The organism is Variovorax sp. 350MFTsu5.1, assembly GCF_048302515.1.
GTDB classification, from domain to species: Bacteria; Pseudomonadota; Gammaproteobacteria; order Burkholderiales; family Burkholderiaceae_C; genus Variovorax; species Variovorax guangxiensis.
This window is the reverse complement of the sequence record NZ_CP157620.1, coordinates 395917-422825: the sequence shown is the minus strand read 5'-3', so window position 1 is coordinate 422825 and position 26909 is coordinate 395917. Positions and strand designations below refer to the sequence as shown.

Genomic DNA, 26909 nt, shown 5'->3' with positions numbered 1-26909 from the left:
TCCGGATCGGGCCAGCGGCTAGGCCGCACCTTCGTGATGCCCACCGCCCATGTGCGCCCCGATCACATGCCGCTGCGCTCCAGCAGCCGATGTCTCGAACACGATCCGGCCCTCGCTCATCACGACGATGCGGTCCGCCAGCTCGAGCAACTCGTCGAGGTCCTCGCTGATGAGCAGCACAGCCCCGCCCTTCTCCCGCACCTGCACGATGCGCGAATGGATCTCCGCGACCGCGGCAAAGTCCAGCCCGAACACCGGATTCGCCGCGATCAGCACATTGATGTCGCCCGCCAGCTCGCGCGCCAGCACCGCACGCTGCACATTGCCGCCCGAGAGGCTGCGGATCGGCGCGCCCTCGCCCCGCGTCTTCACGCCGTATTCGGCGATCCACTCGCGCGCCCTGCTGCGCCAGTACGGAAAGCTCAGCACGCCGGCTCGCGACAGCGGCGGCAGGTCGAAGTCGCGCAGCGCCATGTTCTCCGCGACGCTCAGGTCGCCGACGCATGCGTTGCGCAGCGGCTCCTCCGGCAGGCTGCGCACCTTGAGCTCGTGGTTCTCGGCGCGGCGTGCAGCGTATGGTTGACCCATCACCGTGACCTTGCCTGCAAGGCGCGGGCGCTGCCCCATCAGCGCTTCGACCAGCTCGCGCTGCCCGTTGCCCGAGACGCCGGCCACGCCGAGGATTTCCCCCGCACGCACCGAAAGGCTCAGCTCGTGCAGCGCCAGCGTTCCGCGATCGCCCTGCGCCTTCAGTCCTTGGACCTCCAGCGCGACCGGCGCGCCGGCGGGCATGGGCGTTCTTGCAACGCAAGCCTGCGCCGCAGGCGAGGCAGCCACCTGTTCGCCCCCCATCATGGCCTGCGCCAGTTGCGCCGGGCTGGTGTCGGCCACGCGGCAATGGTGCACCGCCTTGCCGCGCCTGAGCACCGTCACGCTGTCGGCGTACGCCATCACCTCGCGGAACTTGTGCGTGATGATTAGCACCGTGCACAGCCCGCTGCGCGCGAACTCGCGCACATGTCCCAGCACTTCGTCGGCCTCCGGCGGCGTGAGCACCGAGGTCGGCTCGTCGAGGATCAGCAGGCGCGGCTTCAGGTAGAGCTGCTTGAGCAGTTCGAGCTTCTGCTTCTCGCCCGCCGCAAGTTCGGCAGGCCGCGCGTCGAGGTCGAGGCTGAACGGCGTGGTCGCCAGGAAGGCCTCCAGCTCCGCGCGCTTGCTCTTCCAGTCGATGACGGCGGGCGTCTTGCCGCCGGCGAGCAGCAGGTTCTCGGCCACCGTCATGCCCGGCGCCAGCGTGAAGTGCTGGTAGACCATGCCGATGCCCAGGACGCGCGCCACGATGGGGTTGGCGATGTCCTGCTCGCGCCCGTCGATGAGGATGCTGCCCTCCTCCGCGCGCTGAAAACCTGCCACGCACTTCACCAGCGTGCTCTTGCCCGCGCCGTTCTCGCCGAGCAGCGCATGCACCGTGCCGGGCTCGACGCGCATCGTCACGCGGTCCATCGCGGTGAAGTCGCCGAAGCGCTTGGTGAGCTCGTAGGTGTCGAGCGCGAGCGCGCCGCTGCCCGCCGGCAGGCCACCGATGGCGTGAGAGGAAGAAGACGCGGCGCCCATGGCGGTCAGCCGAGCGCCGCCAGCAGCGCCTGCGAGGTGGCGTGCGCGCCGAACACGCCGCCCTGCATCGTGATCATCTTCAGCGCGGCGAGGTGGTTGCCGTAGTCGGTGGCCGCCGTGCAGTCCGACAGCAGCAGGCATTCGAAACCGCGGTCGTTGGCATCGCGCATCGTGGTGTGCACGCACACGTCGGTGGTGATGCCCGCGAGGATGATGTTCTCGATGCCGCGCGTGCGCAGGATCAGCTCGAGGTCGGTCGCATAGAACGAGCCCTTGCCGGGCTTGTCGATGATCACTTCGCCCGGCAGCGGCGCCAGCTCGGGAATGATTTCCCAGCCCGGCTCGCCGCGCACCAGGATGCGCCCGCACGGCCCGTCGTCGCCGATGCCCACGCCGTTCGCGCCGATCTGCCGCGAGCGCCAGCGCTTGTTGGCCGGCAGGTCGCCGAGGTCGGGCCGGTGGCCCTCGCGCGTGTGGATGACGTGATAGCCCAGCGGACGCAGCGCCGCCAGCGTGCGCGCGATCGGCTGGATGGGCGCCTGCACCAGGGAGAGGTCGTAGCCCATCACGTCCACGTAGCCGCCCTTGCCGCAGAAGTCGGTCTGCATGTCGATGACGACGAGCGCCGTGTTGTCGGGGCGCATGTTCGCGTTGTAGGGCCAGGCGTAGGGCTCGGCGGCGACGGTCTTTGTTGTCGTTGTCGTCATGGCGTTCAGTTCCTTGTCGATGAGAGTTCGCCGGGGCTGCCTGCGGCGGCGCTTCCCGGCCTGCAGGTGAACACCAGGATCACCAGCGTGAGCACATAGGGCACCGTGTTGAAGAGGTGGTAGCCCCAGCCGATGCCGATGGACTGCAGCGCCGGGCCGATGGCGCCAGCGCCGCCGAAGAGCAGCGCCGCGCCCACGCAGCGCAGCGGGCTCCAGCGAGCGAAAATCACCAGCGCAACCGCGATCAGGCCCTGGCCGCTGGAGATGCCTTCGTTCCAGCTGCCCGGATAGAAGAGCGTGAGCGACGCGCCGCCCAGCCCGGCGATGAAGCCGCCCGCCGTGGTGGCCGCGATGCGCAGGCCCGAGACCGAATAGCCGAGCGCGCGCGTGGCCTGCGCCGAGTCGCCCGCCATGCGCACCAGCAGCCCTGCACGCGTGCGCGCAAAGCCCCACCACAACAGCACCGCGAGCGCCACGCCGACGGGCACCAGCGCGTTGAGCTGCAGGGCCGAGCGCACGACGGGGTTGCCGCTCCAGAAGCCCAGCGGGATCGCCGGGATCTGCGGCGCCTGCGGCTGGATCAGCGGCTTGCCCAGGTAGAACGCGAGCCCCGTGCCCAGCAGCATCAGCGCGATGCCGGTCGCCACGTCGTTCACGCGGTCGAGCGAACACAGCAGCCCGTGCAGCAGCGCGAGCGCGGCACCGGCCAGCGCGCCGATCAGCACGCCGAGCCATGCGGAGTCGGTGAGATAGGCGCCGCCGAAGGCCGCCATGGCCGACAGCACCAGCACGCCTTCCAGCCCGAGATTGATGCGGCCCGACTTCTCGGTGAGGCACTCGCCCAGGCTCACGAAGAGAAAGGGCGCGCCCACGCGCAATGCGCCGCCGATGATGCCGGCGACCAGCGCGATCCATTGGTCGGCCGTCATGTGTAGCTCCTTGCTTCCGGAAGCATGCGGTCGCCGAACTTCTTCCAGTCGACCGTGCGCAGGCCTTCGCTCGCGAGGATCAGCACGAAGGCGATGCCCTGCAGCACCAGCACCGATGCATCGGGCAGGCCCAGCCGCCGTTGCAGCAGGCTGCCCGCCGCGCCGAAGCCGCCGAACAGGATCGCCACCGGCACGATGGCCACCGGGTTGTGCCGCGCGATGAACGACACCAGGATGCCCGCGTAGCCGTAGCCCGCGATCAGCGATGCGTTCGCGTTGGTGTGCACCGCCGCAACCTCGATGGCGCCAGCGAGCCCCGCGCATGCGCCACCGAGCCCGCAGGCCGAAAGAATGAGCCGCGTGGCCGGCAAGCCGACGAGCTGCGCGGTGCGCGGATTGCCGCCCACCACCCGCACCGAAAAACCCGAGGCCGTGGCGCGCAGCCACCAGCCGAGCCCGAGGCAGGCCACCACGCCCACCACCAGGCCCCAGTGCACGTCGGAACCGCCGATGCCGCCGATCAGCAGCCCGTCACCCAGCGCGTAGGTCGAGGGCTTGTTGAGGCTGGCCGGGTCGCGCAGCGGCCCTTCGACCAGGTGCTTGAAGATGCCGATGGCGATGTAGGCCAGCAGCAGGCTGCTGATGGTCTCGTTGATGCCTCGATACTGGCGCAGCCAGCCCGCGAGCACGATCCACAACGCGCCCGCGAGCGCGCCGGCAATGCACACGGCCACGGTGCCGACGAGGTTGCCCGGCAGCGGCACCGCATGCGCCAGCGCCGCGCAGGCCAGCCCGCCCAGCACCAGCGCGCCCTCGCCGCCGATCACGATGAGCCCCGCGCGCGCGGGCAGCGCCACGCACAGCGCGGTGAGCATCAGCGGCGCTGCGCGCTGCAGCGTGTTCTGCCACGAGAACCAGTCGCCGAACGCGCCCTTGAAAAGCGTGGCCCACACCTCCACCGCGTCGATACCGGCGAAGGCCACCACCAGCCCGAACAGCAGCAGCGCCGCCGCGATGGCGAACACCGGCAGGGCCAGTTCCTTGAAGAGCGCGGGGCGCAGCATGACGGTATCGGGGGTGTCGGTCAGACGCTTCCGACGACGCCTTCGACGAGGTAGTTCATCTTCTCGAGCTCCAGGTCGGTCTGCTTCAGGACCTTGCCCGCCGGCACCACCACGGCGCCCTTGTTGTCCTTGATGCCGTCCTTGAAGATGTCGAAGCTGCCCGCGATCATCTTTGCCTTGATCTCGTCGGCGTGCTTCTTCGCGGCGTCCGGCACCATGGGGCCGTAGGCCGACATCTTCACGTAGCCTTCCTTCAGGCCGCCGCGCAGGAAGTTGGGGTGCGGCTTGCCGGCCTGCGCGGCCTCGATGGCGGTCTTGTAGGCGGTGAGCCAGTTCCACTCGGCGCCGGTGAGGTACGCATTGGGCGCGAGCTTGGCCTGGCTGGCGTGGTAGCCGCAGACCATCTTGCCGCGTTTGGCGGCCGTCTCGACCACCACCTTGGGGCCGTCCACGTGCATGGTGAACACGTCGCAGCCCTGGTCGGCCAGGCTGTTGGTGGCTTCGGCCTCCTTCACCGCCATCGACCAGTCGCCCGTGAAGATCACGCTGCAGGTGATGTTCGGCTTGACCGAGCGCGCGCCGAGCGTGAAGGCGTTGATGTTGCGCAGCACCTGCGGAATGGGCTTGGCGGCGACGAAGGCGATCTTGTTGCTCTTCGTCATGTGCGCGGCGATCACGCCGTTGAGGTACTGGCACTCGTCGATGTAGCCGAAGAAGCTGCCGACGTTCTTGGGGTGCTTGCCCTCGGTCCAGAGGCCGCCGCAGTGCGAGAAGCGCACGTCGGGGTTCTTGGGCGCGACCGCGAGGATGTGCGGATCGAAGTAGCCGAACGAGGTGGGAAAGAGCAGGCCCGCGCCGTCCTGCGAAATCATGCCGGTCATGGTCTTCTGCACGGCCGCCGTCTCGGGCACGTTCTCTTCCTCCACCACCTTCACGCCGGGCAGCTTCTTGATCTCGGCGGCGGCCATGGCGTGCGCCTGGTTGTAGCCGTAGTCGTCGCGCGCGCCGACGTAGATCACGCCGACGGTGAGCGGCTTGGGCTTGGCCTGGGCGGCGGCAAGCGCGCTCCAGCTTCCGAGGCCGCCCACCGCGCCGAGCGCGGCCAGGGTCTTGAGGGAATCGCGGCGATTGAATTGGCTGGTCATGACGTACTCCGTTGCTGGAAAACAGGTTGAAGGACTGAAGGAAAAAGAAGAGCCTGGGCGCTCAGCCGAGCAGGCTGACGTGCGCCGAGACCACGCGCCAGCCCTCGGGCGTGCGCATCCAGGTCTGGCTCTGGCGGCCGCTTCGCTCGGCGCCTTCGCGGCGGAACTCGCAGTTCGCGGTGGCGAAGTCGCGCCCGTAGGTGGTGATGACGGTCACGAGCAGCTCGCGCGCCAAGCCCTGCGAAGGGCGCGATGCGCGAAAGGCCCGGATCTCGTCGTAGCCGTAGAGGTTTTCGGTGGCGCCATAGCGCAGCGTGGTCGGGCTGTTCCAGAACAGCTCGTCGAGCACCTCGACCTTGTTGTTCACCAGCGCGTCCTCGTAACGGGCGAAGGCGGCCTGCACTTCGGACAGCACGTCGGGCAGGTTGATGTCGCTTGCGTTCATGCGGGTGTTTCCTCCGAACTGAGTGCGGCGACCGGCGCATGCGCCACGCCCGCGGCTTCGAGTGCCGCGGCCACGCGCAGCACGAGGTCTTCGCGCCACGGCGCGGCGATCACCTGCACGCCGACCGGCAGGTCGGGCTGGTTCGGCTGGCTGGCGTGCGTGCCCCATACCGGCACGGCGCACACCGGCAGGCCGATGCACGAGAAGGGCTGGGTCAGCAGGCCCATGTTGGGCCGTACCGGCAGCACCTGGCCGTTGACCTCGAAGCTTTCCGCGCCGACGGGCGTGGCCGCGCTGGGCGTGGCCGGGGCCAGCAGGATGTCGTAGCGCGCGAACAGGCGCGCCACCGCCTCGGCATACACACGGCGCACGCGCTGCGCGCGCGCCACCCAGGCGGCCGGCAGCAGCGCTCCGGCCAGGAAGCGGTCGCGCGACAGCGGCTCGAAGTCTTGCGCGCGGCGGCGCAGGTCATCCAGATGCAGCGCGGCGCCTTCGGCGTTGGTGATGAGGAAGGCGGCGGCCCGCCCGGCCTCGACCAGCGGCAGTTCCACGCTGGCCCGCGAGACGCCCGAGCCCAGCGCATCGGCGACCAGATCGACGGCGGCCAGCGCCTGGGCGCCGGCGCGCTGGTGGAAGTAGCCGCCGAGCACGCCGATGCGCAGGCCGCGCACACCCTGCGCCAGGACGCCCGACACAGGTTCGACGGCCCGCTGCGCGCAGCCGGGGTCATGCGGGTGGCCAGCGTCTTCTGGGCCCTGCAGCGCGTCGTAGACCAGCGCCAGGTCGCGCGCCGAACGGGCGAAGGGGCCGAGGTGGTCCAGGCTGGACACGAACGGGAAGCTCCCGGTGCGCGGCAGCCGCCCGAACGTGGGCTTGAGGCCGAACACGCCGCACAGCGACGCGGGCACGCGGATCGATCCGTTGGTGTCGGAGCCCAGCGCGAGCGGCACCTGCCCCGCGGCCACCGCGGCACCCGAGCCGCCCGACGAGCCGCCCGCGATGCGCCGGAGGTCGTGCGGGTTGCGCGTGGGGCCTTCATGGCTGTTCTCGGTGGTGAAGCCGTAGGCGTACTCGTCCATGTTGAGCGCGCCCACCAGCACGGCGCCCGCACGCTCCAGCCTTCGCACCAGCGCGGCGTCGGCGCGCGCGGGCGCGGTCTGGCGCTCGATCTTCGAGCCCGCGAGCGTGGGCAGGCCGGCGATGTCGAACAGGTTCTTCACCGCGAACGGCACGCCGAGCAGCGGCAGTTCGCGGGTGCGCGCGCCGTTCGCCGAAGCCAGCGAGGCATCGACCTGCGCCGCGCGGCGCAACGCACGTTCCCCCAGCACGGCAGTGAATGCGTTGACCCGGCCGTCGGTAGCGTCCACGCGCTCGAGGCTGGCCTGCACCAGCGCGGAGGCGCTCGCGGCGCCCGCGCGCACCGCTTCGGCCATGGCGGTCGCGTCGCGCAGGAGCAGGTCCGCGGCGCTCATGCGTCCTTCTCCTCGGGCGCCACCGGAGCGAAATGCACCGCCGGCTCGGCCGACATGGCCAGTGGTACCGACTCCACCAGCGCGGCGAACTCGGCCGCGAGCGCGAAGTAACGCAGCACGCCGGGGCGGTGCGCGGGCGACAGGGGCAACGCGAGCGCCGCCGCGGCGGCGTCGACGTAGCTCTCGATCTGCGTGGGTGTCATGGACGGTTCCTCGGGTCGATGCCTAGCGGCGGACTTCGCGCTGGAAGATGTCGAGGCTGAGCTTCTTCATGGCGACGAAACTCCCGGTGCTGAGCGTTTCCACCGTGCGGGGGCGCGCATCGCCGTAGCGCAGGATCTCCGCGACCTTGGTGGGCCGCTTGGTCAGGAGCAGCACCTCGTCGGCGAGGTACACCGCCTCCTCGAGGTCGTGCGACACCAGCAGCATCGTGGTGCCGGTCTGCATGAACACCTCCTGCAGCTTCTCGCGGATGAAGAGCGTCATCTCGAAGTCGAGCGCGGAGAAGGGCTCGTCGAGAAACAGCACCTCCGGGTTGGGCGCGAGCGCGCGCATGATCGACGCCGTCTGCTGCTGGCCGCCCGAGAGTTCGTACGGGTAGCGCGCGAGGTCGAACTTCACGTCGAAGGAGGCCACCAGCTCTTCCATGCGCCGGTCGACCTCGGCCTTGCTGCGCCCTTCGAGCTTCAGCGGATAGGCGATGTTGTCGATGGTGCGCATCCACGGGAACATCGCCTCGCGATAGTTCTGGAACACGTAGCCGATCTTGGTGTCCGAGCGCCGCTTGCCGTCGAACAGGATCTCGCCAGAGTCGATGGGAATGAGCCCCGCGATCATGTTGATCAGCGTGGACTTGCCGCAGCCGTTGGGGCCGAACACCGAGACGATCGCGTGCTTCGGGATGTCGAGGTCGAAGTTCTCGTACAGCGGCCAGCCCGCGAAGTACTTGGTGAGCCCTCGGATGGTGATGTGCGTGCCTGCCGGGCCGGGTTTGAACACGGGCCTGGGCACGTCGGCATACACCGGGCCGTTGACGACGATGTCCTGCGTGACTTTCATCTTCCGCTCCAGTGGACGATGCGGCGCTCGGCGACCAGGAAGAGGACGTTCAGCGCATAGCCCAGCGCACCCGCCGCCAGAATCGCCGCGTACATGCTCTTCACGTTGAGCACCTGCTGCGCGTCGATGATCCGGTGGCCGAGCCCCGTGTCGGAGCCGATGAACATCTCGGCCACGATGACGATCACCAGCGCCATCGACACCGCCGAGCGCAGGCCCACGAAACTGGGCTGCAGGCTTTCCCACACCAGCACGTCCTTGAAGATCTGCCAGCGCGATGCGCCCATGACGCGCGCCGCCATCACGCGCTGCTTGCGCGCGTTCATCACGCCGTAGGCGCTGTTGAACACCACGATGAGCAGCGCGCCGAAGGCGGCGATGGCCACCTTGTTGACGTCGCTCACGCCGAAGATCAGCAGGAACAGCGGGATGAGCGCGGACGACGGCGTGGAGCGGAAGAAGTCGATCAGGAACTCCACGCTGCGGTAGGCGCGCTCGTTGCTGCCCAGCAGCACGCCCAGCGGCACGCCGATGGCCGCCGCGATGACGAAGGCCTGCACGGTGCGCCACACGGTCATGGCGAAGTCGGTGAGCAGCGGGCCGCCGGCCAGGCCGGTGATGAGTGCCGCGACGGTGTCGGCTGGCGTGGGCAGCAGGATCGGCTTGATGAAGCCGAGCCGCACCGCCAGGTCCCACACGATGAACAGCACCACCGGTCCGATGAAGGGCAGCAGGCGGTCGCGCAGCGGCGGCTTCGGCGCGGCGGTGGCCGCGCTGGCCGGCGGGGTCCACGGCGCGGCCGTGGTCGAGCTTGCTTCGGCCATGGTCTTCAGGCCTTGTAGAGCAGCGTGTCCACCGCGACCTTCTTCTCGAAGATGCCTTTCTCGGTGAACAGGTCGTAGAACTTCTGGAAGTACGCGACGTCGCTGGGCTTGAACTCGTTGTAAAGCATGTACGACGCGAGCGGCACCTCGGCGGTGAGCTTGCCTTCGATGGCGGTGTAGCCCTTCATGAACTGGCGTGCCTCGTCGGGCTTGCTGCGCACCAGCTCCACGCCGCGTGCGTAGGCGGCTATGTACTTCTTCGCGACCTCGGGGTTCTTCCTGATGAAGTCGCTGGTGAGGCTGGCCGCGCCGCCGTGCCACGGCGCCATCGGGTCGCCGAGGATGTACTTCGCGACCACGCCGGCCTCGACGACGCGCGTGGTGCCGTTCATGCGGCCCACGGTGCCGGTGGGCTCCAACGTGTAGCAGGCATCGACCTGGCCCGCGACCAGCGCGGCCACGTGCTGGCCGATGGGCAGCTCGCTCACGGTCGCGCCCTTGGCGCCCGCGCGCTCCAGCATGGTCTTGCACAGCGTGACGTTCTGGATGCCGGGGCCCGATGCGACCTTCTTGCCGGCCAGCTCGGCCACCGACTTGACGGGGCTGTCCTTGGCGACGATGAATTCGTCGAGCACGTACTTCGCGTTGCTCGGATTGGTGCAGAAGATCTTGAACAGCCCTGGCTGCGCGATCTCGCCGATCGCGAGATTGGCGGAGCCCGTGCCGTTGGCGCTGCCGTCGCAGCGGCCCGCGAGCATGCCTTCCATCACCTGCTGCGCGCCGGCGAACTTCAGCGGCTCCACGTCCAGGCCGGCTTCCTTGAAGTAGCCCTTGTCGACCGCCGCGAAGAACGGCAGGCCGGCAGCCACCGGCCAGAAGCCGATGCGCAGCTTCGCAGCCGCGCCCTGCGCGCGCACGATGGCGGGCGCGGCCAGCACTGCCATGCCCGCGGCGCCGGCTTGCAGCAGCTGGCGTCGCCGGCGTGCGGCGGGAGAGTGTTGTTGGATGCTCATCGGAACTCCTCTGATCAGTTGGAACTCGGGGTGGCGCGGCTCGCGACGTATGCGCGCCAGCCGCCGTGATGGCTCACGTCCGGCGCACCGGCCAGCGCGTGGCCTTCGCAGATGAAGCCCTTCACCCAGCTGCCGTCGGCCAGTTCAACGCTGCCGAGGCCCAGCGGTGGCGGGATCAACGCAAGGAAGCTGCCGACCTGCGCCAGCGGCACGGCCCACACTTCAAGCGCGATGGCGGTGCCCTCCTCGCCTTCTGCCACGCGCCGCAGTCCGGGCTTGGGCGGCACGGTGCCGGGCAGTGCGTGCAGCCTGTAGGCCGGCGAGGTGGTGGTGGCGTGCATCAATGTGGCGCCGCGCTCGGTGAGCTGGCTGTTGAGCGGCATGCTGGAGAGGTGCGCGCCGACGACTGCGATGGGCAGCATGCCGGCGCCCGGCAACGCGAGCCCCGGGACGGCGCGCGGCGGCGGCAGCGGCTGGCCGGTCGCGCCCTGGGCAAGCCCGGTGGCGTGGTGATAGCGCTGGCCCAGCTCGGCCAGCGCGAGATCGCTGCCGCAGGGGCCGATCAGCGTGATGCCGAAAGGCAGGCCGTCCGCGCGCAGGCTGCTGGGCACCGAGAGCGCGGCGTAGTCGAGCAGGTTGACGAAGTTGGTGTAGGCGCCGAGGTTGCGGTTGAGCACCACCGGATCGGCGCGCATCTGCTCGCGCGTGTAGTGCGTGGGCGCGGTGGGCACGAGCAGCAGGTCGATGTCGCGCCACATCGGCTCGACCTTCTGCGCGATGGCGCGCAGCCTGGTCTGTGCGTCGAACAGGTCGGCGGCGCTGTAGCCCCGGCCGCTCGCGAGGATGCCGCGCACGGGTTCGATCACGTCGTCGGCATGCGCGTCGAAGAACTCGCGCACCGCGGCGTAGCGCTCGGCGACGAGTGCGCTTTCGTAGAGCATGGCGGCCGCTTCCGCGAGCGGCGCGTAGGCGATGGTGACGGGCGTGCCGCCCATGGCGAGCAGCCGCGCGACCGCGTCGCCGAAGGCCTGCTCGGCGGCGGCATCGCCGAAGAAGCTCAGCCGGTCGGGCACGCCGAAGCGGAAGCGCGCGGGCAGCGGCTCGCGGCGCAAGTCGATCTCGCGGGAGTACGGATCGCGCGCGTCGTGGCCGGCGGCTGCGAGCAGCACGTCGACCGCGGTGGCGACGGTGCGCGCGAAGATGGAGACGCAGTCGGCGCTCTGCGCCGCGGGCACCACGCCGAAGGCGCTCAGCAGTCCGCGCGAAGGCTTCAGGCCGACGATGTTGTTGAGCCCGGCCGGCACGCGACCGGAGCCGGCGGTGTCGGTGCCCAGGGCGAAGTCGGCCTCGCCCGTGGCCACCACGTAGGCCGAGCCCGAACTGGAGCCGCCCGATACATAGCGCGCGTCGAAAGCGTTGGGCACCTCGCCATAAGGAGAGCGGGTGCCGTTCAGGCCGCAGGCGAACTGGTCGAGATTGGTCTTGCCGGCCAGCAATGCACCGGCTTCGAGCAGGCGCTGCACCACGGTCGCGTGCACCTCGGGCAGGCGCTCGAAGGCCGGGCAGGCGGCGGTGGTGGGCACGCCGGCCACGTCGATGTTGTCCTTGACAGCGAAGCGCAGGCCCGCGAGCGGCAGGGCGAAATCCAGCGCCACGGCGGCGTGCGTGTGTGCCACAGGCGAGGCGAACCTGGCGATCCAGGCCGCTTCTGGCGTTCCGCTCTTCGGGTTTTCTTCGTGCACCATCTTCAGGCATCCAAACATGTGTACAAGTTGAGATGCAAGCGGCATGCCAGCGCAAGCGCACCGTGGCGCAGATCGGAATCGTGCGGGGATTGGCCCGCTCCCCTCGGGCTTTGGGCTCCCTCCCCCGGGCTTGGCTCCCTCTCCCCTGGGGGAGAGGGTTGGGGTGAGGGCAGGTGCGGAAGATGAAGCGCGACTCTTATCTAGAGGCCGTAGCCCTCACCCCCGCCCTCTCCCCACGGGGAGAGGGAGTCATGCAAGTCAGCTCTTCCTTGCGTCGCGGTAGAGCTTCTCGACCTTCGGCAGGTTCGCTTCGAGCTTCGAGATGCGGTCCGGACCGCTCGGGTGCGTCGAGAGGAAGCTCAGGCCGCCCTGATTCCTGGACGCCGTGGCCATCTTCTGCCACAGCGAGACCGACGCCTTCGGGTCATAGCCCGCCCGCGCCGCCAGTTCGAGCCCCACGAGATCGGCCTCTGTCTCGTCGCTGCGGCTGAACTTGAGGGTGATGAGCTGCGTGCCGGCGCGCGCGGCCAGGTCGCCTACCTGCCCCCAGCCGAGCAGCTGCGCACCGATGGAGAGCGCGGCGCCCGTGCCCGCGCTCTTGGCCAGGCGGGAGCGTGCATGCTCGCGCAGGGCGTGGGCCATCTCGTGGCCCATCACCATCGCGACCTCGTCGTCGGTGAGCTTCAGCTGGTCGAGGATGCCAGTGAAGAAGGCGATCTTGCCGCCGGGCATGCAGAAGGCGTTGATCTGCTTGCTGCCGATCAGGTTGACCTCCCACTTCCAGTCTCGGGCGCGCGAATTCCACGGCATCGCGAACGGAATGAGCCGCCTGGCGATGGCCCGCAGGCGCTGCAGCTGCGGATTGCTCTCGCCCGCGAGCGCCCCCTTGGCGCGTGCCTGCTCGAGCAGCTGGCCGTACTGCTGCACGCCGGCCGTCTCGATCTGCTCGACCGGCACGATGTTCCGGGCCACCGAGGCCTTGCCCACGTCGACCTGCGCCAGGGCCGGCTTCGCGAGGACCGCGCCGGCCGCCGCCAGCAGGAAGGCTCGCCGCGGATGCCACGCGGAAGCTGCGGAGGGGGCGGGAACGTCGGTGAAGGGGCGATCGCATCGTGTGCACATAGGAGCGGGATGATAGGAACAAATGAAGACAAGAAGCCCGGGAACCCGGGCCGTCGCTCATGGACAATCCAGGGCACATGTCCGCCTCGCCCGCAGAAACCCCCACGCCCACCTCACCGCCCTGGCGCGACGCGCTGAAGGTCTACCTGGAGCCCGCCACCCTGCGCATGCTGGCGCTGGGCTTCTCGGCCGGGCTGCCGCTGCTGCTGGTGCTGGGCACGCTGAGCTTCCGGCTGCGCGAAGCGGGCATCGACCGCACCACCATCGGCTATTTGAGCTGGGTCGGGCTGGCCTACGGCTTCAAGTGGGTCTGGGCGCCGCTGGTCGACCGGCTGCCGCTGCCGCCGCTCACCACCTTGCTGGGACGCCGCCGGGGCTGGCTGCTGCTGGCGCAGTGCATGGTCATCGCAGGGCTGGCGGGCATGGCGGTCAACGATCCGCGCCACGGGCTCACGCCGCTGGTTTGGTGTGCGCTGCTGGTGGCCTTCGGCTCGGCCACGCAGGACATCGCGCTCGACGCCTTCCGCATCGAATCGGCCGAGGCGCGCAAGCAGGCCGCGCTGGCCGCCGCCTACCAGACAGGCTACCGGCTCGCGATGATCTGGGCCGGCGCCGGCGTGCTGTGGGTCGCGGCCTGGGCGGAGGTGGCGCCCGCTGCAGCGGCCACGGGCGCGGCGGCCTATCAGAACGGCGCCTGGAAGACGGCCTACCTGGTCATGGCGGCATCGATGGCCATCGGCGTGGTCACGGTGCTGCTTTCGCCCGAGCCGGTGCCGGGCGCCATGCCCAAGGCCCGGACCGCCGCCGAATGGCTGCGCAACGTGCTGATCGAGCCCTTTGCCGATTTCATCCGCCGCTACAAATGGCAGGCGGTGCTGATCCTCTCGCTGATCGCCATCTACCGCATCAGCGACGTGGTGATGGGCATCATGGCCAACCCGTTCTACGTGGACATGGGCTTCACCAAGGACCAGGTGGCCTCGGTCAGCAAGATCTACGGCGTGATCATGACGCTGGCGGGCGCCTTCGTCGGCGGCGTGCTGTCGATGCGCCTGGGCGTGATGCGCGTGCTGATGCTCGGCGCCGTGCTCAGCGCCGCCAGCAACCTGCTCTTCGCCTGGCTGGCCACGCGCGGGCACGACCTGACTGCGCTGATCGCGGTGGTCTCGGCCGACAACCTGGCCGGCGGCATCGCCTCGGCGGCGTTCATCGCCTACCTGTCGAGCCTCACCAACATCAGCTACTCGGCCACGCAGTACGCCCTTTTCAGCTCGCTGATGCTGCTGCTGCCGAAGTTCCTGGCCGGCTACTCGGGTGCCTTCGTCGACGCCTACGGCTACAGCAGCTTCTTCGTCGGCACCGCCCTGCTGGGCGCGCCGGTGCTGTTGCTGGTGGCGCTGGCCTCGCGGCTGACGGCGACCACAAGCCCACAGGGCCGTCAATAGGGCCTGGGCCTTATAGGAAACGGCCGACGGTGCGCGGGCCGCGCAACTGGTAGGCTGTGCCGGTATACATTCGTTTCTTTCAATTTTCTTTCCCCGCCGCGCGCTTCGCTTCCTGCCGGCGTCCATCGTCCGCCTGACCGACAGCCCAACACCTACAAGATCGTGCCGTCCCGAATTTCTCCTCTTCAGATAAGTGCCTACACGGCCACCAGCGCCGTCGGTGTCGGCAAGGAAGCGCTGGCCGACGCGCTCGCGCAGTCGCGCAGCGGGCTGCGCGCCAACGATTTCGGCGACGCGCCGCTGCCCACCTGGATCGGCCGCGTCGAAGGCGTCGAGGAGGTCCGGCTCCCCGAATCGCTCGCGCAGTGGGACTGCCGCAACAACCGGCTGGCCTGGATGGGCCTGCAGGCCGACGGCTTCATCGATGCCGTGGCCGCGGCGCGCGAGAAATACGGCGCATCGCGCATCGCGCTGGTGCTGGGCACCTCCACCGCGAGCATCGGCGAGACCGAGCTGGCCTACACGCAGCTCGACGCGCAGGGCATGTTCCCGCCCGGACAGCGCCGCCCCGAGGTGCACACACCGCATTCGCTTGCCATGTTCGCGCAGCAGCTGCTGGGCATCAGCGGACCCAGCGAAACGATTTCCACCGCCTGCTCGTCCAGCGCCAAGGTGTTCGCCTCGGCCGAGCGGCTCATTCGCCTGGGCCTGGCCGACGCGGCCGTGGTCGGCGGGGCCGACACGCTGTGCGGCAGCGTGCTGTTCGGCTTCAACTCGCTCGAACTTGTATCGAGCGAGCCGTGCCGGCCCTTCGACGCCGCGCGCAAGGGCATCAGCCTGGGCGAGGCCGCGGGTTTCGCGCTGGTCGAGCGCGTGCAGACCGGCGCCGATGCCGCGCCGCTGCATTTGCTGGGTTACGGCGAAGCCAGTGACGCGCACCACATGTCGACGCCCCACCCCGAGGGCCTGGGCGCCGAGCGCGCGCTCGACGAGGCGCTGGCGCGCGCCGGCCTCGCACCCGAGGCGATCGACTACATCAACATGCACGGCACCGCGAGCCAGAAGAACGACGAGGTCGAGGGCGCGCTGGTGGCGCGCCGCTTCCCGGCACGCACGCACGCCAGCTCGACCAAGGGCTTCATGGGCCACACGCTGGGTGCGGCGGGCATCGTCGAGGCGGTCATCAGCCTGCTGGCGATCGAGCGCGGCCTGATGCCGGGCACGGTCAACACGCACACGCTGGACGAGGGCTTCGGCCCGCAGATCCGGCTGGAGCCCGCGCGCGGCGAAGTGCGCTATGCGCTGAGCAACTCCTTCGGCTTCGGCGGCAACAACTGCTCCCTCGTTTTCGGCAAGGCGGCATGAACCACATGAACCAGGCCGCACCCAAGCCCCCCACCCTCTACATCGAAGGCCCGGCCTTCTGGACTCCCACGCTGCCTGGCTGGGACGCCGCCCGTGCCGCCTTCCGCGGCGAAGGCGCGCTGGCCGATCCGCCCGCCAAGCGGCCCTCGCCGCAGGTGCTGGCCCCTGCCGAGCGCCGCCGCGCGCCCGACACCGTGGCACTGGCGCTCGAAGTGGCCGCCGCCGCCCTCGCCGGCTCGGGCCGCAACGCGGCCGACGTGCCCTGCGTGTTCACGTCGGCGCACGGCGACCTGTCGATCAACGACTACATGTGCAGCACGCTCGCGAGCGATCCGAAAGGGCTGTCGCCCACCAAGTTCCACAACTCGGTGCACAACGCGGCCGTGGGCTACTGGACCATCGGCACCGGCTGCATGGCGGCAAGCAACGCGGTCTCGGCCTACGAGCACAGCTTCGCCTCGGGCCTGCTGGAGGCGGCCGTGCAGTCCGCCTGCGACCAGGAGCCTGTTCTGCTGGTGGGCTACGACACCCCCACGCTGGGCGCGCTGACTTCCGTCACCGACAGCCGCGGCCTGCTCGCGGTGGCGCTGGTGATCGCAAGCGAACCCGGCGAGCGCACCGTGGCGGCGCTCGACTGGTCGCTCGTCAGCGAAGACGGCAAGGCTGTGGCAGCCACGCCGCCGCGCTCCGAAGCCGCGAAGTCGCTGGCCGAGATCAACCCCATGGCCCAGTCGCTGGGCCTCTTCGAAGCGCTGGCACATCTGGATGACGGCAATGTCGGCGGCGTGGGCTCGCCGGTCGACCTGCCGCTTTCCGCCACCCTGTCGCTGCGGCTGCAGTTGCGGCCGTTCGCACGGGGCTGAGCCCACGGCCACTGCAACCGGCGCTATGCTTTTCGCAGCATGGCCGGTTGACAGGGGTTGCCGAGGTTTACCCAACTTTACGGAGCGTTCAAGCCCTCTTGCTCCCGGTGGACGACCATGAAGCGCATGAGCACCCCCCAACTCCTGATGATCGAAGACGACGCCCGCCTGGCGCAGATGGTGGGCGAATACCTGACGCAGTCGGGCTTCGCGTTCAACCATGCCGGCGACGGCGCCACCGGGCTCGAGCAGCTGCAGCAGCACGCGCCCGACCTGGTGATCCTCGACCTGATGCTGCCCGACACCGATGGCCTCGAAGTCTGCCGCCGCATCCGCGCGCTGCCCGGTCCGCTGTCGAAGGTGTCGGTGCTGATGCTCACGGCCAAGGGCGACCCGATGGACCGCATCATCGGCCTGGAGATCGGCGCCGACGACTACCTGCCCAAGCCCTTCGAGCCGCGCGAGCTGCTCGCGCGCATCCGCGCCGTGCTGCGCCGCCGCGCCGAGAGCGCCACCGAGGCCGAGGCCTCGTCGGTGATGCGCTTCGGCACGCTGGAGATCGACCGCAACGCGCGCACCGTGTCGGTGGGCGGCGCGGTGGCCGACCTCACCTCCTACCAGTTCGACCTGCTGACGGCGATGGCCGAGCGCGCGGGCCGCGTGCTCACGCGCGACCAGATCATGGAGGCCGTGCGCGGCCGCGAGCTCGAAGCCTTCGACCGCTCCATCGACGTGCACATGGGCCGCATCCGCGCCGCCATCGAGGTCGACGCGAAGAATCCGAAGCGCATCCTCACGGTACGCGGCGTCGGGTACGTCTTCGCCAAGCAGCAAGACTAGGCTGACCGCCGATGCTGCGCAGTCTCTATTCGCGCCACCTCTACGTCCGCATCTGGCTCGCGGTGGTGGGCGGGGTCGTCATCCTCACGCTGATGGCCAACTGGATCGTGCGCGAGGCCGCCGAGGCCGAGCGCGAACGGCTGGCGCCGGTGCCGCGCAACGTGGTGGTGCTGGACGCACAGGACAAGCCGATAGGCGCGGGCACCGCGCTGCGCGTGCCGGGCCAGGGCCTGGAGTTCGACGTGACGCTCAGCGACGGCAAGGCCATCACGCTGCGCGTGGCGCCGCGCGAGCGGCCCACCGGCACCGGCGGTTTCGCGCCGTGGCGCACGCCCTTCGGGCTGGGCTGGATGATCGCGCTGGTGGGCGTGGCGGTGGCGCTGGGTGTGTACCCGATCGTGCGGCGCATCACGCAGCGGCTGGAATCGCTGCAGCGCGGCGTGCAGCGGTGGGGCGAGGGCGATCTCTCGGTGCGCGTGACAGAAGAAGGGCAGGACGAAGTGGCTGATCTATCCAAACGATTCAACGCGTCGGCCGAGCGCATCGAGCAGCTGGTGCGCTCGCACAAGTCGCTGCTGGCCAACGCCTCTCACGAGCTGCGTTCGCCGCTCACCCGCATCCGCATGGGCCTGGAGCTGATGGGCGAGCACCCGAGCCAGTCGGCGCGCGAGGAGATATCGCGCAACATCGGCGAGCTCGACCAGCTCATCGACGAGATCCTGCTGGCAAGCCGGCTCGACGCCAGCGAGGCCGACATGGGCACCATCGAGCCGGTCGACCTGACTGGGCTCGCAGCCGAGGAATGCTCGCAGGTGAACGCCGAGCTCGACCTGGCCGACGGCACCGACAACGCCACCCTCACCGTGCCGGGCGTGTCGCGCCTGCTGCGCCGCGCCATCCGCAACCTGCTGGAGAACGCGCGCCGCTACGGCGCCGGCGAGATCGCGGTGGAGCTGGGCAGCGCCAACGGCTACGCCACCGTGCGTGTGAACGACCGGGGCCCGGGCGTGCCGCCCGCCCTGCGCGAGCGCATCTTCGAGCCCTTCTATCGCCTGCCCGGCGCCAGCGAGCGCAACGGCGGCGTGGGCCTGGGGCTGGCGCTGGTGAAGTCGATCGCCGAGCGGCACGGCGGCACCGTGCGCTGCGAGGACCGCCCCGGCGGCGGCGCGAGCTTCGTGATCCGCCTGCCGGCCGCCGCACGCAGCCACTGAGCGCGCACTGTCCACCCCCCCCCGCCCGCGCGGGGTCGTGGTCAGGTTGGCCTGGGAGCGCCAACCTAAAATCCCGCCCCTATGCAGAGATCGCACATCGTTCGGCCCGCGGCCATGTTCTGGGGGCTGGTGGTGTTCATGCCGGTCGGCGTCACCTATCTTTCGGCCATCGTGCTGCTGCTCGCCATGCTGGTGGCCGGCGGCCTGGGCGAGCGCTATGCGCGGCTGCGCGCCAACCCGCTGTGGTGGCCGGTGATGGCCTACTTCGCCTGGACCTTCATCGTGCTGGCCATCGGGCAGCACTATCCCGAGACCGGCTCCAACCTCTTCCACGGCATCCGCATCGGCCTCACGATGCTCATGGCGATGGCGCTCACGCGCGAGGAGGCCATCTGGGCGCTGCGCGGCTTCCTGCTGGTGGCGGCGCTCAACATCGTGCTGGTCATCGTCTTCTACGCGGTCGGCGGCTTCAACATCTGGTCTCCGCTGCGTGCGGTGGTGATGGAAGTGGGCAACAAGTCGATCAGCAACGCGCTGCTGTTCAGCGTGGTGGCTTCCACCGCCGCCGTGTGGGGCATCGCGCAGATCGCCGCCCACAAGCCGCTGCGCGCCGTTCCCGCCTTCGTGCTGATGCTCGGGCTGGGCCTGGTGGTGGCGCTGCCGCTGACCTCGCGCACCTCGGTGCTCGCGCTGCTGCTGGTGGTCCCGGTGGTGTGCATCCATCAGTGGCGCAGCCACCTGAAGATGCTGGTGGGCGCACTGGTGCTGGGTGCCGTGGTGATGGGCGCCGGGCTCTACCAGTTGCCGCAACTGCAGCACAAGGTGGAAGTGGGCGTGCAGGAACTCGAGGAGGCGCAGGCCGGCGCGGTCTTCAAGGGCAGCTGGGCCATCCGCTACTACATGTACCGCGACACCGGCCTCATGATCGCCGACCGCCCGTTCACCGGCTGGGGCATCGGCGGCTGGACCGACCAGTGGCACAAGCGCGGCCCGGCGCTGCTGGCCGACTCGAACATGCCCCACAACGACTTCCTCTGGGTCGGCGCCCAGGGCGGCCTGCCCGCGCTGCTGAGCCTGCTCTTCATCATGGTCGCCGCCGTCTGGCAGGCATGGAAGAGGCCCGACATCGCGGGCCGCTACGCGCTGGCGGCCACGCTGATCGCGCTGATCGCCTCGAGCGTGAACTCGGCCATGCGCGACGCGCAGATCGGCCTGGCGCTGCTGTTCATCGCGATGGTCTACCTGCGGCTCGCGCAGGAGAAGAACGACCCGAATCCGTGGCGCGGACTGCTGTCCTCGCGCCTGAAAGGCCTGGAGAGCCTGGAAAAAGACCCCGCCCGCCCGGCTGCCTGAAGAGGCACCTGGCGGCCGGGGCCGGGTGGTTCAGCCGTGGCTCAGTGCCGCGCCGACACCGCCTCGCCGGCCTTCAGCCGGTACACCGTGCCGCAATACGGGCACTTGGCCTCGCCGGTGCGCGCCACGTCGAGGTACACCTTCGGGTGGCTGTTCCAGAGCTTCATGTCGGCCTTGGGACTGGGGCAGAACACGCCGCCCTGATGATTGAGCTCCTTGGCCAGGAGTTCGACTACTGCATTGGTGGACATGGGGTCGTTCTCTCGTTCTCTCGTTCTCTTCTTCTGCTCAGACTTTCGTGAGCCAGTGGGCGTACTTGGGATTCTTGCCGTTCACGATGTCGAAGAAGGCCGCCTGGATCTTCTCGGTGATCGGGCCGCGCGCGCCGCCGTCGCCGCGGTTGCCGATCTCGATGCGGTCGAGCTCGCGGATCGGCGTGACTTCGGCGGCCGTGCCGGTGAAGAAGGCTTCGTCGGCGACGTAGACCTCGTCGCGCGTGATGCGCTTTTGCACCAGTTCCAGGCCCAGGTCCTTGCACACGTGCAGGATGGTGTTGCGGGTGATGCCGTTGAGCGCGCCGGCCGACAGGTCGGGCGTGTAGACCACGCCGCCCTTGACCACGAAGATGTTCTCGCCCGCGCCTTCGGACACGAAGCCGCTCGCGTCGAGCAGCAGTGCCTCGTCGTAGCCGTCGTCCAGCGCTTCCATGTTGGCCAGGATCGAGTTGGTGTAGTTGCTCACCGTCTTGGCCTGCGTCATCGTGATGTTGACGTGGTGGCGGGTGTAGCTCGAAGTCTTCACGCGGATGCCGCGCTTCATGCCCTCTTCGCCCAGGTAGGCGCCCCAGGACCAGGCCGCGACCATGGCGTGCACCTTGTTGCCCTTGGGGCTCACGCCCAGCTTCTCGGAGCCGATCCAGATGAGGGGCCGCAGGTAGCAACTCTCGAGCTTGTTCTCGCGCACCACCTGCTTCTGGGCCTCGTTGAGCTGCTCCTGGGTGAAGGGGATCTTCATGCGCAGGATCTTGGCGCTGTTGAACAGGCGCTCGGTGTGCTCGGCCAGGCGGAAGATGGCGGTGCTGCCGTCGGCCGTCTTGTAGGCGCGCACGCCCTCGAAGGCGCCGCAGCCGTAGTGCAGCGTGTGGCTCAGCACGTGGATCTTGGCGTCGCGCCAGTCCACGAGTTCGCCGTCCATCCAGATCTTGCCGTCACGGTCGTCCAGCGAGGGGGGGATCGAGCTCATTTCCTGATTCCTTTGGGATCGGTGTGGGGGTGCGACAGGAAGGGAAGTCGCAAAAGCTTGCGATTTTACGGCGCCGGGCCGAACGGCCTGCCCGACAATGGCCGGCTGTCCAAACCGTTGGAAAAAGGGTTTCCGTGTCCGTATTCAAGAACGTCATCGTCTATCGCATCGAACCCGCCTGGTCCCAGACACTGGCCGAGGCGGAGGAAGGCCTGGGCAGGCAGCGCTTCGAGCCCTGCGGCCCCTCGCAGGAAAAGTCCGCCGGCTGGATCGAGCCGCGCGGCGAGGCCAACGGCCCGCTGGTGGAGTCCATCGACGGCCAGTGGCTGGTCGAATACATGATCGAAAGCAAGCAGGTGCCCGGCTCGGTGGTTCGCCGCAAGGTCGACGAGCGCTGCGCCCACATCGAGGCCACCACCGGCCGCAAGCCCGGCAAGAAGGAAAAGAAGGAGCTCAAGGAAGACATCACCCTCGAGCTGCTGCCGATGGCCTTCACCCGCAGCGCGCGCGTGACGGTGTGGATCGACAAGGCCGAGAACCGCCTGGTGATCAACACCGGCAACGCCTCTCGCGCCGACGAAGTGATCACCAGCCTCGTGAAGTCGCTCGACGGCTTCGCGGTGGCGCTCATCAACACCCAGGTCGAGCCCGCCGCCGCCATGGCCAACTGGCTGCTCACGCAGGAGCCACCGGCCGGCTTCACCATCGACCGCGAGTGCGAGCTCAAGGCCAGCGACGACTCCAAGGCCGTGGTGCGCTACGCCAAGCATCCGCTGGACATCGACGAGGTCAAGCAACACATCACCGACGGCAAGCGCCCCACCCGCCTCGCGCTGACCTGGGACGACCGCGTGTCCTTCGAGCTCACGCACGGCCTGCTGATCCGCAAGATCGCCTTCCTCGAAGGCACGGGCGATGGCGCGGCCGGCGGCAAGAAGGAAGACAACTTCGACGCCGACGTGGCCATCGCCACCGGCGAACTGGGCCAGCTGGTGCCCGCGCTGCTCGACGCGCTGGGCGGCGAAGCAGCCTTCACCGCCGCGCCGCAGGACGAACCGGCCAAGCCTGTTGCCGCCCAATCCGAGGCTACGGCAGGGGCCGAAACGGAAGACGCGCCGTTCTGAGGCCGTCAGGAACACGGACAACCGAACGCAGAAGAAATACAAAAACTACGCAAAGGTCGCAAAAGAAACCAAGGAAAAAATTTCTGGTTTTCCTTTCGCGATCTTTGCGAAACCTTCGCGTCCTCTGCGTCCGGCTGCCCACTCCCGCATTCCAGCAGCTTGCGATCAGGCCACCAGATAGGTCTGCGCCAGCCGCACCCAACAGGCGGCCCCAAGCGGCAGCACTTCGTCGTTGAAGTCATAGCCGGGGTTGTGGACCATGCAGCCGCCGAATTCGCCCTCGCCGTTGCCCAGCAGCAGGTAGCAGCCCGGCAGTTCGGAGAGCATCCAGGCGAAGTCCTCGCTGCCCGAGAAACCCTTGGGCGCCTGCCTGACGACGTTCTCCTCGCCCACCAGCTCGGCGCACACCTGCGCCGCAAGCTCGGTCTCGGCGGCGGTGTTGACCACTGGCGGCACGAGCTGGCGATAGTCGATCTCGGCTTCCACGCCGTGCGCCTGCGCGGTGAGGTTCACGATCTCGCGGATGCGCTGCTCGACCAGCGCGCGCGTCTCGGGTCGCGCCGCGCGCACGTTCAGGCCCAGCGACACCGACTGCGGGATCACGTTGTGCGTGGCGCCGCCGCGGATGAAGCCCACCGACACCACCGCCGTGTCGTCGGGCGCCACGTTGCGCGCCACCACCGTCTGCAGGGCCGTCACCACCGCCGCGGCGGCCGCGACCGGATCGCGCGCGCGGTGCGGCATGGCGCCGTGCCCGCCCACGCCCTTGATGGTGACGTCGGCCACGTCGGACGACAGCGTGACCGGGCCTTCGATCGCCATCATCGTGCCCACCGGCACGCCCGGCGCGTTGTGCAGCGCGTACACCGCATCGCAGGGGAAGCGCTCGAACAGGCCGTCCTCGATCATGGCGCGCGCGCCGCAGAGGTTTTCTTCGTCGGGCTGGAAGATCAGGTTCAGCGTGCCGTCGAAGTCGCGCGCCTTCGCCAGCGCCTTGGCGGCCGCCAGCAGGATGGCCGTGTGGCCGTCGTGCCCGCAGGCGTGCATGCGCCCCGCGTTGCGGCTCGCGTACGGCAGGCCGGTGGCCTCGGTGATGGGCAGCGCGTCCATGTCGGCGCGGATGCCCATGCGGCGCGTGCCGCTGCCGAGCCTGAGCTGCGCCACGATGCCGGTGCGGCCGATGCCGGTGTGCACCTCGTAGCCCCAGCTGCGCAGCAGGTTCGCGACCAGCTCGCTGGTGGCGTTCACCTCGAAGCCGAGCTCGGGGTTCGCGTGGATCTGCCTGCGGATGTCGACGAAGGCTTGCGTGTCGACGTCGGCCTGCGGCAGCAGGCGCGACAGGAGCTTGGTGGTCTGGGGGCTGAGTTGGCGGGTCATCTGGGAAATCTTTTCCTTTCGTCGTCTGCGGATGGCGTTCAGGCCGCCTTGCGTTCGCGCAGGCTCAGCAGCGCGCCGAGGCTCAGCACGCCGCAGACCATCATGTAGAAAGCAGGCGACATCGGGTTGCCGGTCTTCGCGAGCAGCCAGGTCACGATGAACTGCGAGGAACCGCCAAACACCGTCACGCCCACGCTGTAGATCACCGAGATGCCGCTGGCGCGCACGCCGGCTGGCAGCATCTCCAGCAGCATCAGGAACATGGGCGTGGTGCCGATGTTCACGCTCGCGGTGAGCAGCGCAGACAGCGCCAGCACCAGCGGCACGCTCGGGTACTGGCCGATGAGCCAGAACACCGGGTACACCGCGATCACGCTGAAGAGCAGCGAGCCGATCACCAGCGGCTTGCGGTTCGGCAAGCGGTCCGCGAGCCGCCCCGCGACGAGCGACACCACGAACAGCGTGATGCCCGTGACGCAGCCCGACAGCAGCGACAGCGACGGCGGCATGTGCAGCACGCGGATCATGTAGGTGGGCATGAAGAACACCACGAGGTACATCGTGGCCGTGCCGGCGGTGGTGGCCAGGATGCCCTTGAGCACCAGTCCGCCGTGCTCGCGCAGCAGCCGGCCGATGGGACTGGACTCGTGGCTCTCGGCGACGTGCGTCTCTTCCAGGTGCGCGCGGATGTAGAGCCCGACCGGCGCGATCAGCAGCCCGAGCAGGAACGGCAGGCGCCAGCCCCAACTCTCCAGCGAGGCTTGCGGCAACGCGGCATACAGCGCGGCGCCGGTGAGCGCGCCCAGCAATGCCGAAACGCCCTGGCTCGCAAGCTGCCAGCTCACGCGAAAGCCCCGGCCCTTCACACCGCCCGCTTCCATCAGCATCGACGTGGCGGCCCCCACCTCGCCGCCGAGCGAGAAGCCCTGCAGCAGCCGGCCCAGCACGATCATCAGCGAGCCGAAGACGCCAGCCGACGCATAGGTGGGCGCGAAGGCGATGCACAGCGTGCCCAGCACCATGAGGCCGATGGTCAGCGTCATCGCCGCCTTGCGGCCCTTGCGGTCGGCGTAGTTGCCGATGATCACACCGCCCAGCGGACGCATCACGAAGCCGATGCCGAAGGTGGCTACCGCCAGCAGCAGCGAGCCGTAGGGGCTGTCGGAGGGAAAGAACAGCTTGCCGATCAGCAGCGCGAAGAAGCTGTAGACGGTGAAGTCGTACATCTCCAGCGCATTGCCCAGCGAACAGGCGGCGATCAGGCGGAACTGGCTCTGCTTCTTTCCCTTGCCGTGCTGCACCACGGCAGCCGGTGAAGAGGCCCCGATCGGGCTTGCGGGCAATGCGGCTTCGCTCATCTAATGTCACTCCACGTACAGGTTGCGAGGGGGCGTGCATCGACTGCGGGCCCGTTCGCGGCGGAGTATTCAGGCAAAGCGCTGCGGCGAAGAATCACAAATTTTCATGCTGATAACCAAACGGCATCCCCGTCATAAACAGGCGCCGGAGGCCATCGGGACAACCCCCAAGAGGCCTCTTTCCGGGAGCGGCGCACCACGATGAAGCTGCAACAGTTGCGCGTACTGCTGGCCGTGGCGCAGCACGGCAGCATCCACGAGGCCTCGCGCAGCCTGCACACCACCCAGCCCGCGCTGTCGAAGACCATCTCGGAGCTGGAGCGCGAACTCGGCGTGACGCTGATGTCGCGCTCCACGCGCGGCGTGAGCCTCACGGCCTACGGCACGGCGCTGGTCAAGCGCGCGAGCGTGGTCGAGCAGGAGCTGCGCCACGCGCTGGAAGACATCGAGGCGATACGCGGGCACGACGAGGCGCAGCTCAACATCGGCTTCACCGCCGTGGCATCGAGCGGGCCGCTGCCCGATGCGATGGCGTCTTTCCGCAGGCGCTTTCCCAACGTGGCGCTGCGCGGCTTCGAGCTGCGGCCGCAGCAGATCTTCGAGGGCCTGCGCGAAGGCCGGCTCGACCTGGGGATGGTCTCCACCTGCAACGGGCCGGGAACCAACGCATTCCAGTGGGAGCCGCTGTTCTCGGTGGCCATGCACCTGTCGGTGCGCGCCGGCCATCCGCTTAGGCGCGTGCGCAGGCTGCAGCCGCTGGTGGACGCCGACTGGCTCGTGCTCGACCCCATCGACGACGCGGGCAGCCCGCTGGTGAGCATGATGAACATGCACGGGCTGGAGATGCCCAGGCGCATGGTGCACAGCGCCTCGAATCTGCTGGGCCTGCAGCTGGCCACGCAGACCGACCTGATCAGCATGTGGTCGGACTTCGTGTTCCACGGCGCGGGGCCGTTGCGGCTGCAGCCCCATCTGCTGGAGAAGCTGCCGATCACCGACGAACTGCCGGACTTCGACGTGTTCCTGGTCTACCGCTCGGCCGACCTGATGACGCATGCATGCGCCGAATTCGCGAAGGAGGCGCGCCACCAGGCGAAGGCCAATCCGCCGTGGCGGCAGCCCCGGCGCAAGGGGAGTGCGTCCTAGGCTGCGCTGTCTTCGTCGGCCGGCGTCTCGGGCCGCGTCATCGTCCAGCTCTGCAGCTTGCCGCCGTTGAACACGGTATCGACATACGAGCCGCCGCCGTCGGTCCAGCGGTAGTGCTCGGGCTGCTCGTCCTTGGGCGAGCGCAGTTCGCCGAGGGCGCGCGTCATCGCGATCACATGCATCAGCGTCACGCCCGGCTTGAGCTTGGCGTTGAGCATCACCGCGCTGGCCACGTAGCCCACCGGCCGCTCGGCCGCGCGCTTGAGCACCTGCATGGCGCGGTTGAAGTGCAGCAGCAGGAACATCACGATCGCGCCACCGGCCAGGGCGACACCGCCCCATCCGCCAGCGCGCCAGGCCAGCGCCATGACGACGATGGCGCCCACGGGCAGCAGAAAGTTCTTGAAATTCATGGCGTGCATTGTCGCCGCCCGGCACATCGCGGC

26 protein-coding genes are annotated in these 26909 nt (G+C 69.1%); 8 read left to right on the top strand and 18 right to left on the bottom strand.

Annotated features, from left to right (window positions below; all coding sequences use genetic code 11):
- Positions 1 to 18: 18 nt before the first annotated feature.
- The 13 genes from ABL843_RS01845 to ABL843_RS01785 form a co-directional block, all read right to left on the bottom strand.
- Entirely contained in the window at positions 19 to 1614 is a 1596-nt protein-coding gene (locus ABL843_RS01845; RefSeq protein WP_418118779.1) for an ABC transporter ATP-binding protein, read from the bottom strand.
- A gap of 5 nt (positions 1615 to 1619) precedes the next feature.
- Entirely contained in the window at positions 1620 to 2321 is a 702-nt protein-coding gene (locus ABL843_RS01840; RefSeq protein WP_418118778.1) for a cysteine hydrolase family protein, read from the bottom strand.
- A gap of 5 nt (positions 2322 to 2326) precedes the next feature.
- A complete protein-coding gene (locus ABL843_RS01835; protein WP_369659995.1) occupies positions 2327 to 3250 on the bottom strand; it encodes an ABC transporter permease in 924 nt (307 codons plus the stop codon).
- Positions 3247 to 4314 carry an ABC transporter permease gene (locus ABL843_RS01830; protein ID WP_418118777.1) on the bottom strand — a complete coding sequence of 356 codons (1068 nt, stop codon included), beginning with the start codon at positions 4312 to 4314 and terminating at the stop codon, positions 3247 to 3249. Before ABL843_RS01830 ends, ABL843_RS01835 begins: the two co-directional genes overlap by 4 nt.
- 20 nt (positions 4315 to 4334) lie before the next feature.
- Positions 4335 to 5459 carry a BMP family ABC transporter substrate-binding protein gene (locus ABL843_RS01825; RefSeq protein WP_418118776.1) on the bottom strand — a complete coding sequence of 375 codons (1125 nt, stop codon included), beginning with the start codon at positions 5457 to 5459 and terminating at the stop codon, positions 4335 to 4337.
- 61 nt (positions 5460 to 5520) lie between these two features.
- A complete protein-coding gene (gene hpxZ, locus ABL843_RS01820) occupies positions 5521 to 5904 on the bottom strand; it encodes an oxalurate catabolism protein HpxZ (RefSeq protein ID WP_369659997.1) in 384 nt (127 codons plus the stop codon).
- Complete coding sequence (locus ABL843_RS01815) at positions 5901 to 7376, bottom strand: AtzE family amidohydrolase (RefSeq protein ID WP_418118775.1); 1476 nt, start codon at positions 7374 to 7376, stop codon at positions 5901 to 5903. Before ABL843_RS01815 ends, hpxZ begins: the two co-directional genes overlap by 4 nt.
- On the bottom strand, positions 7373 to 7579 hold the full coding sequence (locus tag ABL843_RS01810; RefSeq protein ID WP_126022414.1) for an AtzG-like protein: 207 nt from the start codon (positions 7577 to 7579) through the stop codon (positions 7373 to 7375). The genes ABL843_RS01815 and ABL843_RS01810 overlap by 4 nt, the downstream gene beginning before the upstream one ends.
- A 22-nt stretch (positions 7580 to 7601) precedes the next feature.
- The gene (locus ABL843_RS01805) at positions 7602 to 8435 is read right to left on the bottom strand and encodes an ABC transporter ATP-binding protein (RefSeq protein ID WP_184640366.1); all 834 of its coding nucleotides are present in this window, start codon (positions 8433 to 8435) and stop codon (positions 7602 to 7604) included.
- Positions 8432 to 9259 carry an ABC transporter permease gene (locus ABL843_RS01800; protein WP_418118774.1) on the bottom strand — a complete coding sequence of 276 codons (828 nt, stop codon included), beginning with the start codon at positions 9257 to 9259 and terminating at the stop codon, positions 8432 to 8434. Before ABL843_RS01800 ends, ABL843_RS01805 begins: the two co-directional genes overlap by 4 nt.
- Positions 9260 to 9264: 5 nt before the next feature.
- The gene (locus tag ABL843_RS01795) at positions 9265 to 10272 is read right to left on the bottom strand and encodes an ABC transporter substrate-binding protein (protein ID WP_126022417.1); all 1008 of its coding nucleotides are present in this window, start codon (positions 10270 to 10272) and stop codon (positions 9265 to 9267) included.
- Between the two features lie 14 nt (positions 10273 to 10286).
- Positions 10287 to 12017 (bottom strand): allophanate hydrolase, encoded by a 1731-nt coding sequence (atzF, locus tag ABL843_RS01790; protein WP_418118773.1) that lies wholly within the window; start codon positions 12015 to 12017, stop codon positions 10287 to 10289.
- A gap of 258 nt (positions 12018 to 12275) precedes the next feature.
- Entirely contained in the window at positions 12276 to 13139 is an 864-nt protein-coding gene (locus tag ABL843_RS01785; RefSeq protein ID WP_418118772.1) for a M48 family metallopeptidase, read from the bottom strand.
- A 59-nt stretch (positions 13140 to 13198) separates the two neighbouring features.
- Here ABL843_RS01785 and ABL843_RS01780 point away from each other — a divergent pair, with 59 nt between their 5' ends.
- From ABL843_RS01780 to ABL843_RS01755, 6 genes are all read left to right on the top strand, one after another.
- Positions 13199 to 14584: an AmpG family muropeptide MFS transporter gene (locus ABL843_RS01780; protein ID WP_126022420.1), complete on the top strand. Its 1386-nt coding sequence runs from the start codon at positions 13199 to 13201 to the stop codon at positions 14582 to 14584.
- Between the two features lie 162 nt (positions 14585 to 14746).
- A complete protein-coding gene (locus ABL843_RS01775) occupies positions 14747 to 15949 on the top strand; it encodes a beta-ketoacyl-[acyl-carrier-protein] synthase family protein (protein ID WP_418118771.1) in 1203 nt (400 codons plus the stop codon).
- On the top strand, positions 15946 to 16812 hold the full coding sequence (locus tag ABL843_RS01770; protein WP_418118769.1) for a beta-ketoacyl synthase chain length factor: 867 nt from the start codon (positions 15946 to 15948) through the stop codon (positions 16810 to 16812). The genes ABL843_RS01775 and ABL843_RS01770 overlap by 4 nt, the downstream gene beginning before the upstream one ends.
- A 117-nt stretch (positions 16813 to 16929) precedes the next feature.
- A complete protein-coding gene (locus ABL843_RS01765; protein WP_418118768.1) occupies positions 16930 to 17652 on the top strand; it encodes a response regulator in 723 nt (240 codons plus the stop codon).
- 11 nt (positions 17653 to 17663) lie between these two features.
- Positions 17664 to 18863, top strand: coding sequence for an ATP-binding protein (locus tag ABL843_RS01760; RefSeq protein ID WP_126022423.1), 1200 nt, complete (start codon positions 17664 to 17666; stop codon positions 18861 to 18863).
- 81 nt (positions 18864 to 18944) lie between these two features.
- Positions 18945 to 20216, top strand: a complete 1272-nt coding sequence (locus ABL843_RS01755) for an O-antigen ligase family protein (protein WP_240650658.1) — start codon at positions 18945 to 18947, stop codon at positions 20214 to 20216.
- Between the two features lie 41 nt (positions 20217 to 20257).
- Here the strand turns inward: ABL843_RS01755 and ABL843_RS01750 are convergent, their stop codons facing one another.
- Positions 20258 to 20467: a zinc-finger domain-containing protein gene (locus ABL843_RS01750; protein ID WP_013538728.1), complete on the bottom strand. Its 210-nt coding sequence runs from the start codon at positions 20465 to 20467 to the stop codon at positions 20258 to 20260.
- A 37-nt stretch (positions 20468 to 20504) separates the two neighbouring features.
- Positions 20505 to 21458 (bottom strand): branched-chain amino acid transaminase, encoded by a 954-nt coding sequence (locus ABL843_RS01745; protein WP_019658018.1) that lies wholly within the window; start codon positions 21456 to 21458, stop codon positions 20505 to 20507.
- 134 nt (positions 21459 to 21592) lie between these two features.
- On the opposite strand from ABL843_RS01745, the gene ABL843_RS01740 reads away from it, so the two are divergent.
- The gene (locus tag ABL843_RS01740) at positions 21593 to 22582 is read left to right on the top strand and encodes a recombination-associated protein RdgC (RefSeq protein WP_418118767.1); all 990 of its coding nucleotides are present in this window, start codon (positions 21593 to 21595) and stop codon (positions 22580 to 22582) included.
- 165 nt (positions 22583 to 22747) lie between these two features.
- Here the strand turns inward: ABL843_RS01740 and ABL843_RS01735 are convergent, their stop codons facing one another.
- Complete coding sequence (locus ABL843_RS01735) at positions 22748 to 23959, bottom strand: M20 aminoacylase family protein (protein ID WP_418118766.1); 1212 nt, start codon at positions 23957 to 23959, stop codon at positions 22748 to 22750.
- A gap of 38 nt (positions 23960 to 23997) precedes the next feature.
- A complete protein-coding gene (locus ABL843_RS01730; protein WP_418118765.1) occupies positions 23998 to 25317 on the bottom strand; it encodes an MFS transporter in 1320 nt (439 codons plus the stop codon).
- A gap of 201 nt (positions 25318 to 25518) precedes the next feature.
- Between ABL843_RS01730 and ABL843_RS01725 the strand changes: the two genes are divergently transcribed.
- Positions 25519 to 26463, top strand: a complete 945-nt coding sequence (locus tag ABL843_RS01725; RefSeq protein ID WP_418118763.1) for a LysR family transcriptional regulator — start codon at positions 25519 to 25521, stop codon at positions 26461 to 26463.
- On the opposite strand, the gene ABL843_RS01720 is transcribed toward ABL843_RS01725, so the two are convergent.
- Entirely contained in the window at positions 26460 to 26885 is a 426-nt protein-coding gene (locus tag ABL843_RS01720; RefSeq protein WP_184640386.1) for a glycerate kinase, read from the bottom strand. The two genes, ABL843_RS01725 and ABL843_RS01720, sit on opposite strands and share 4 nt — an antisense overlap.
- Positions 26886 to 26909: the final 24 nt, after the last annotated feature.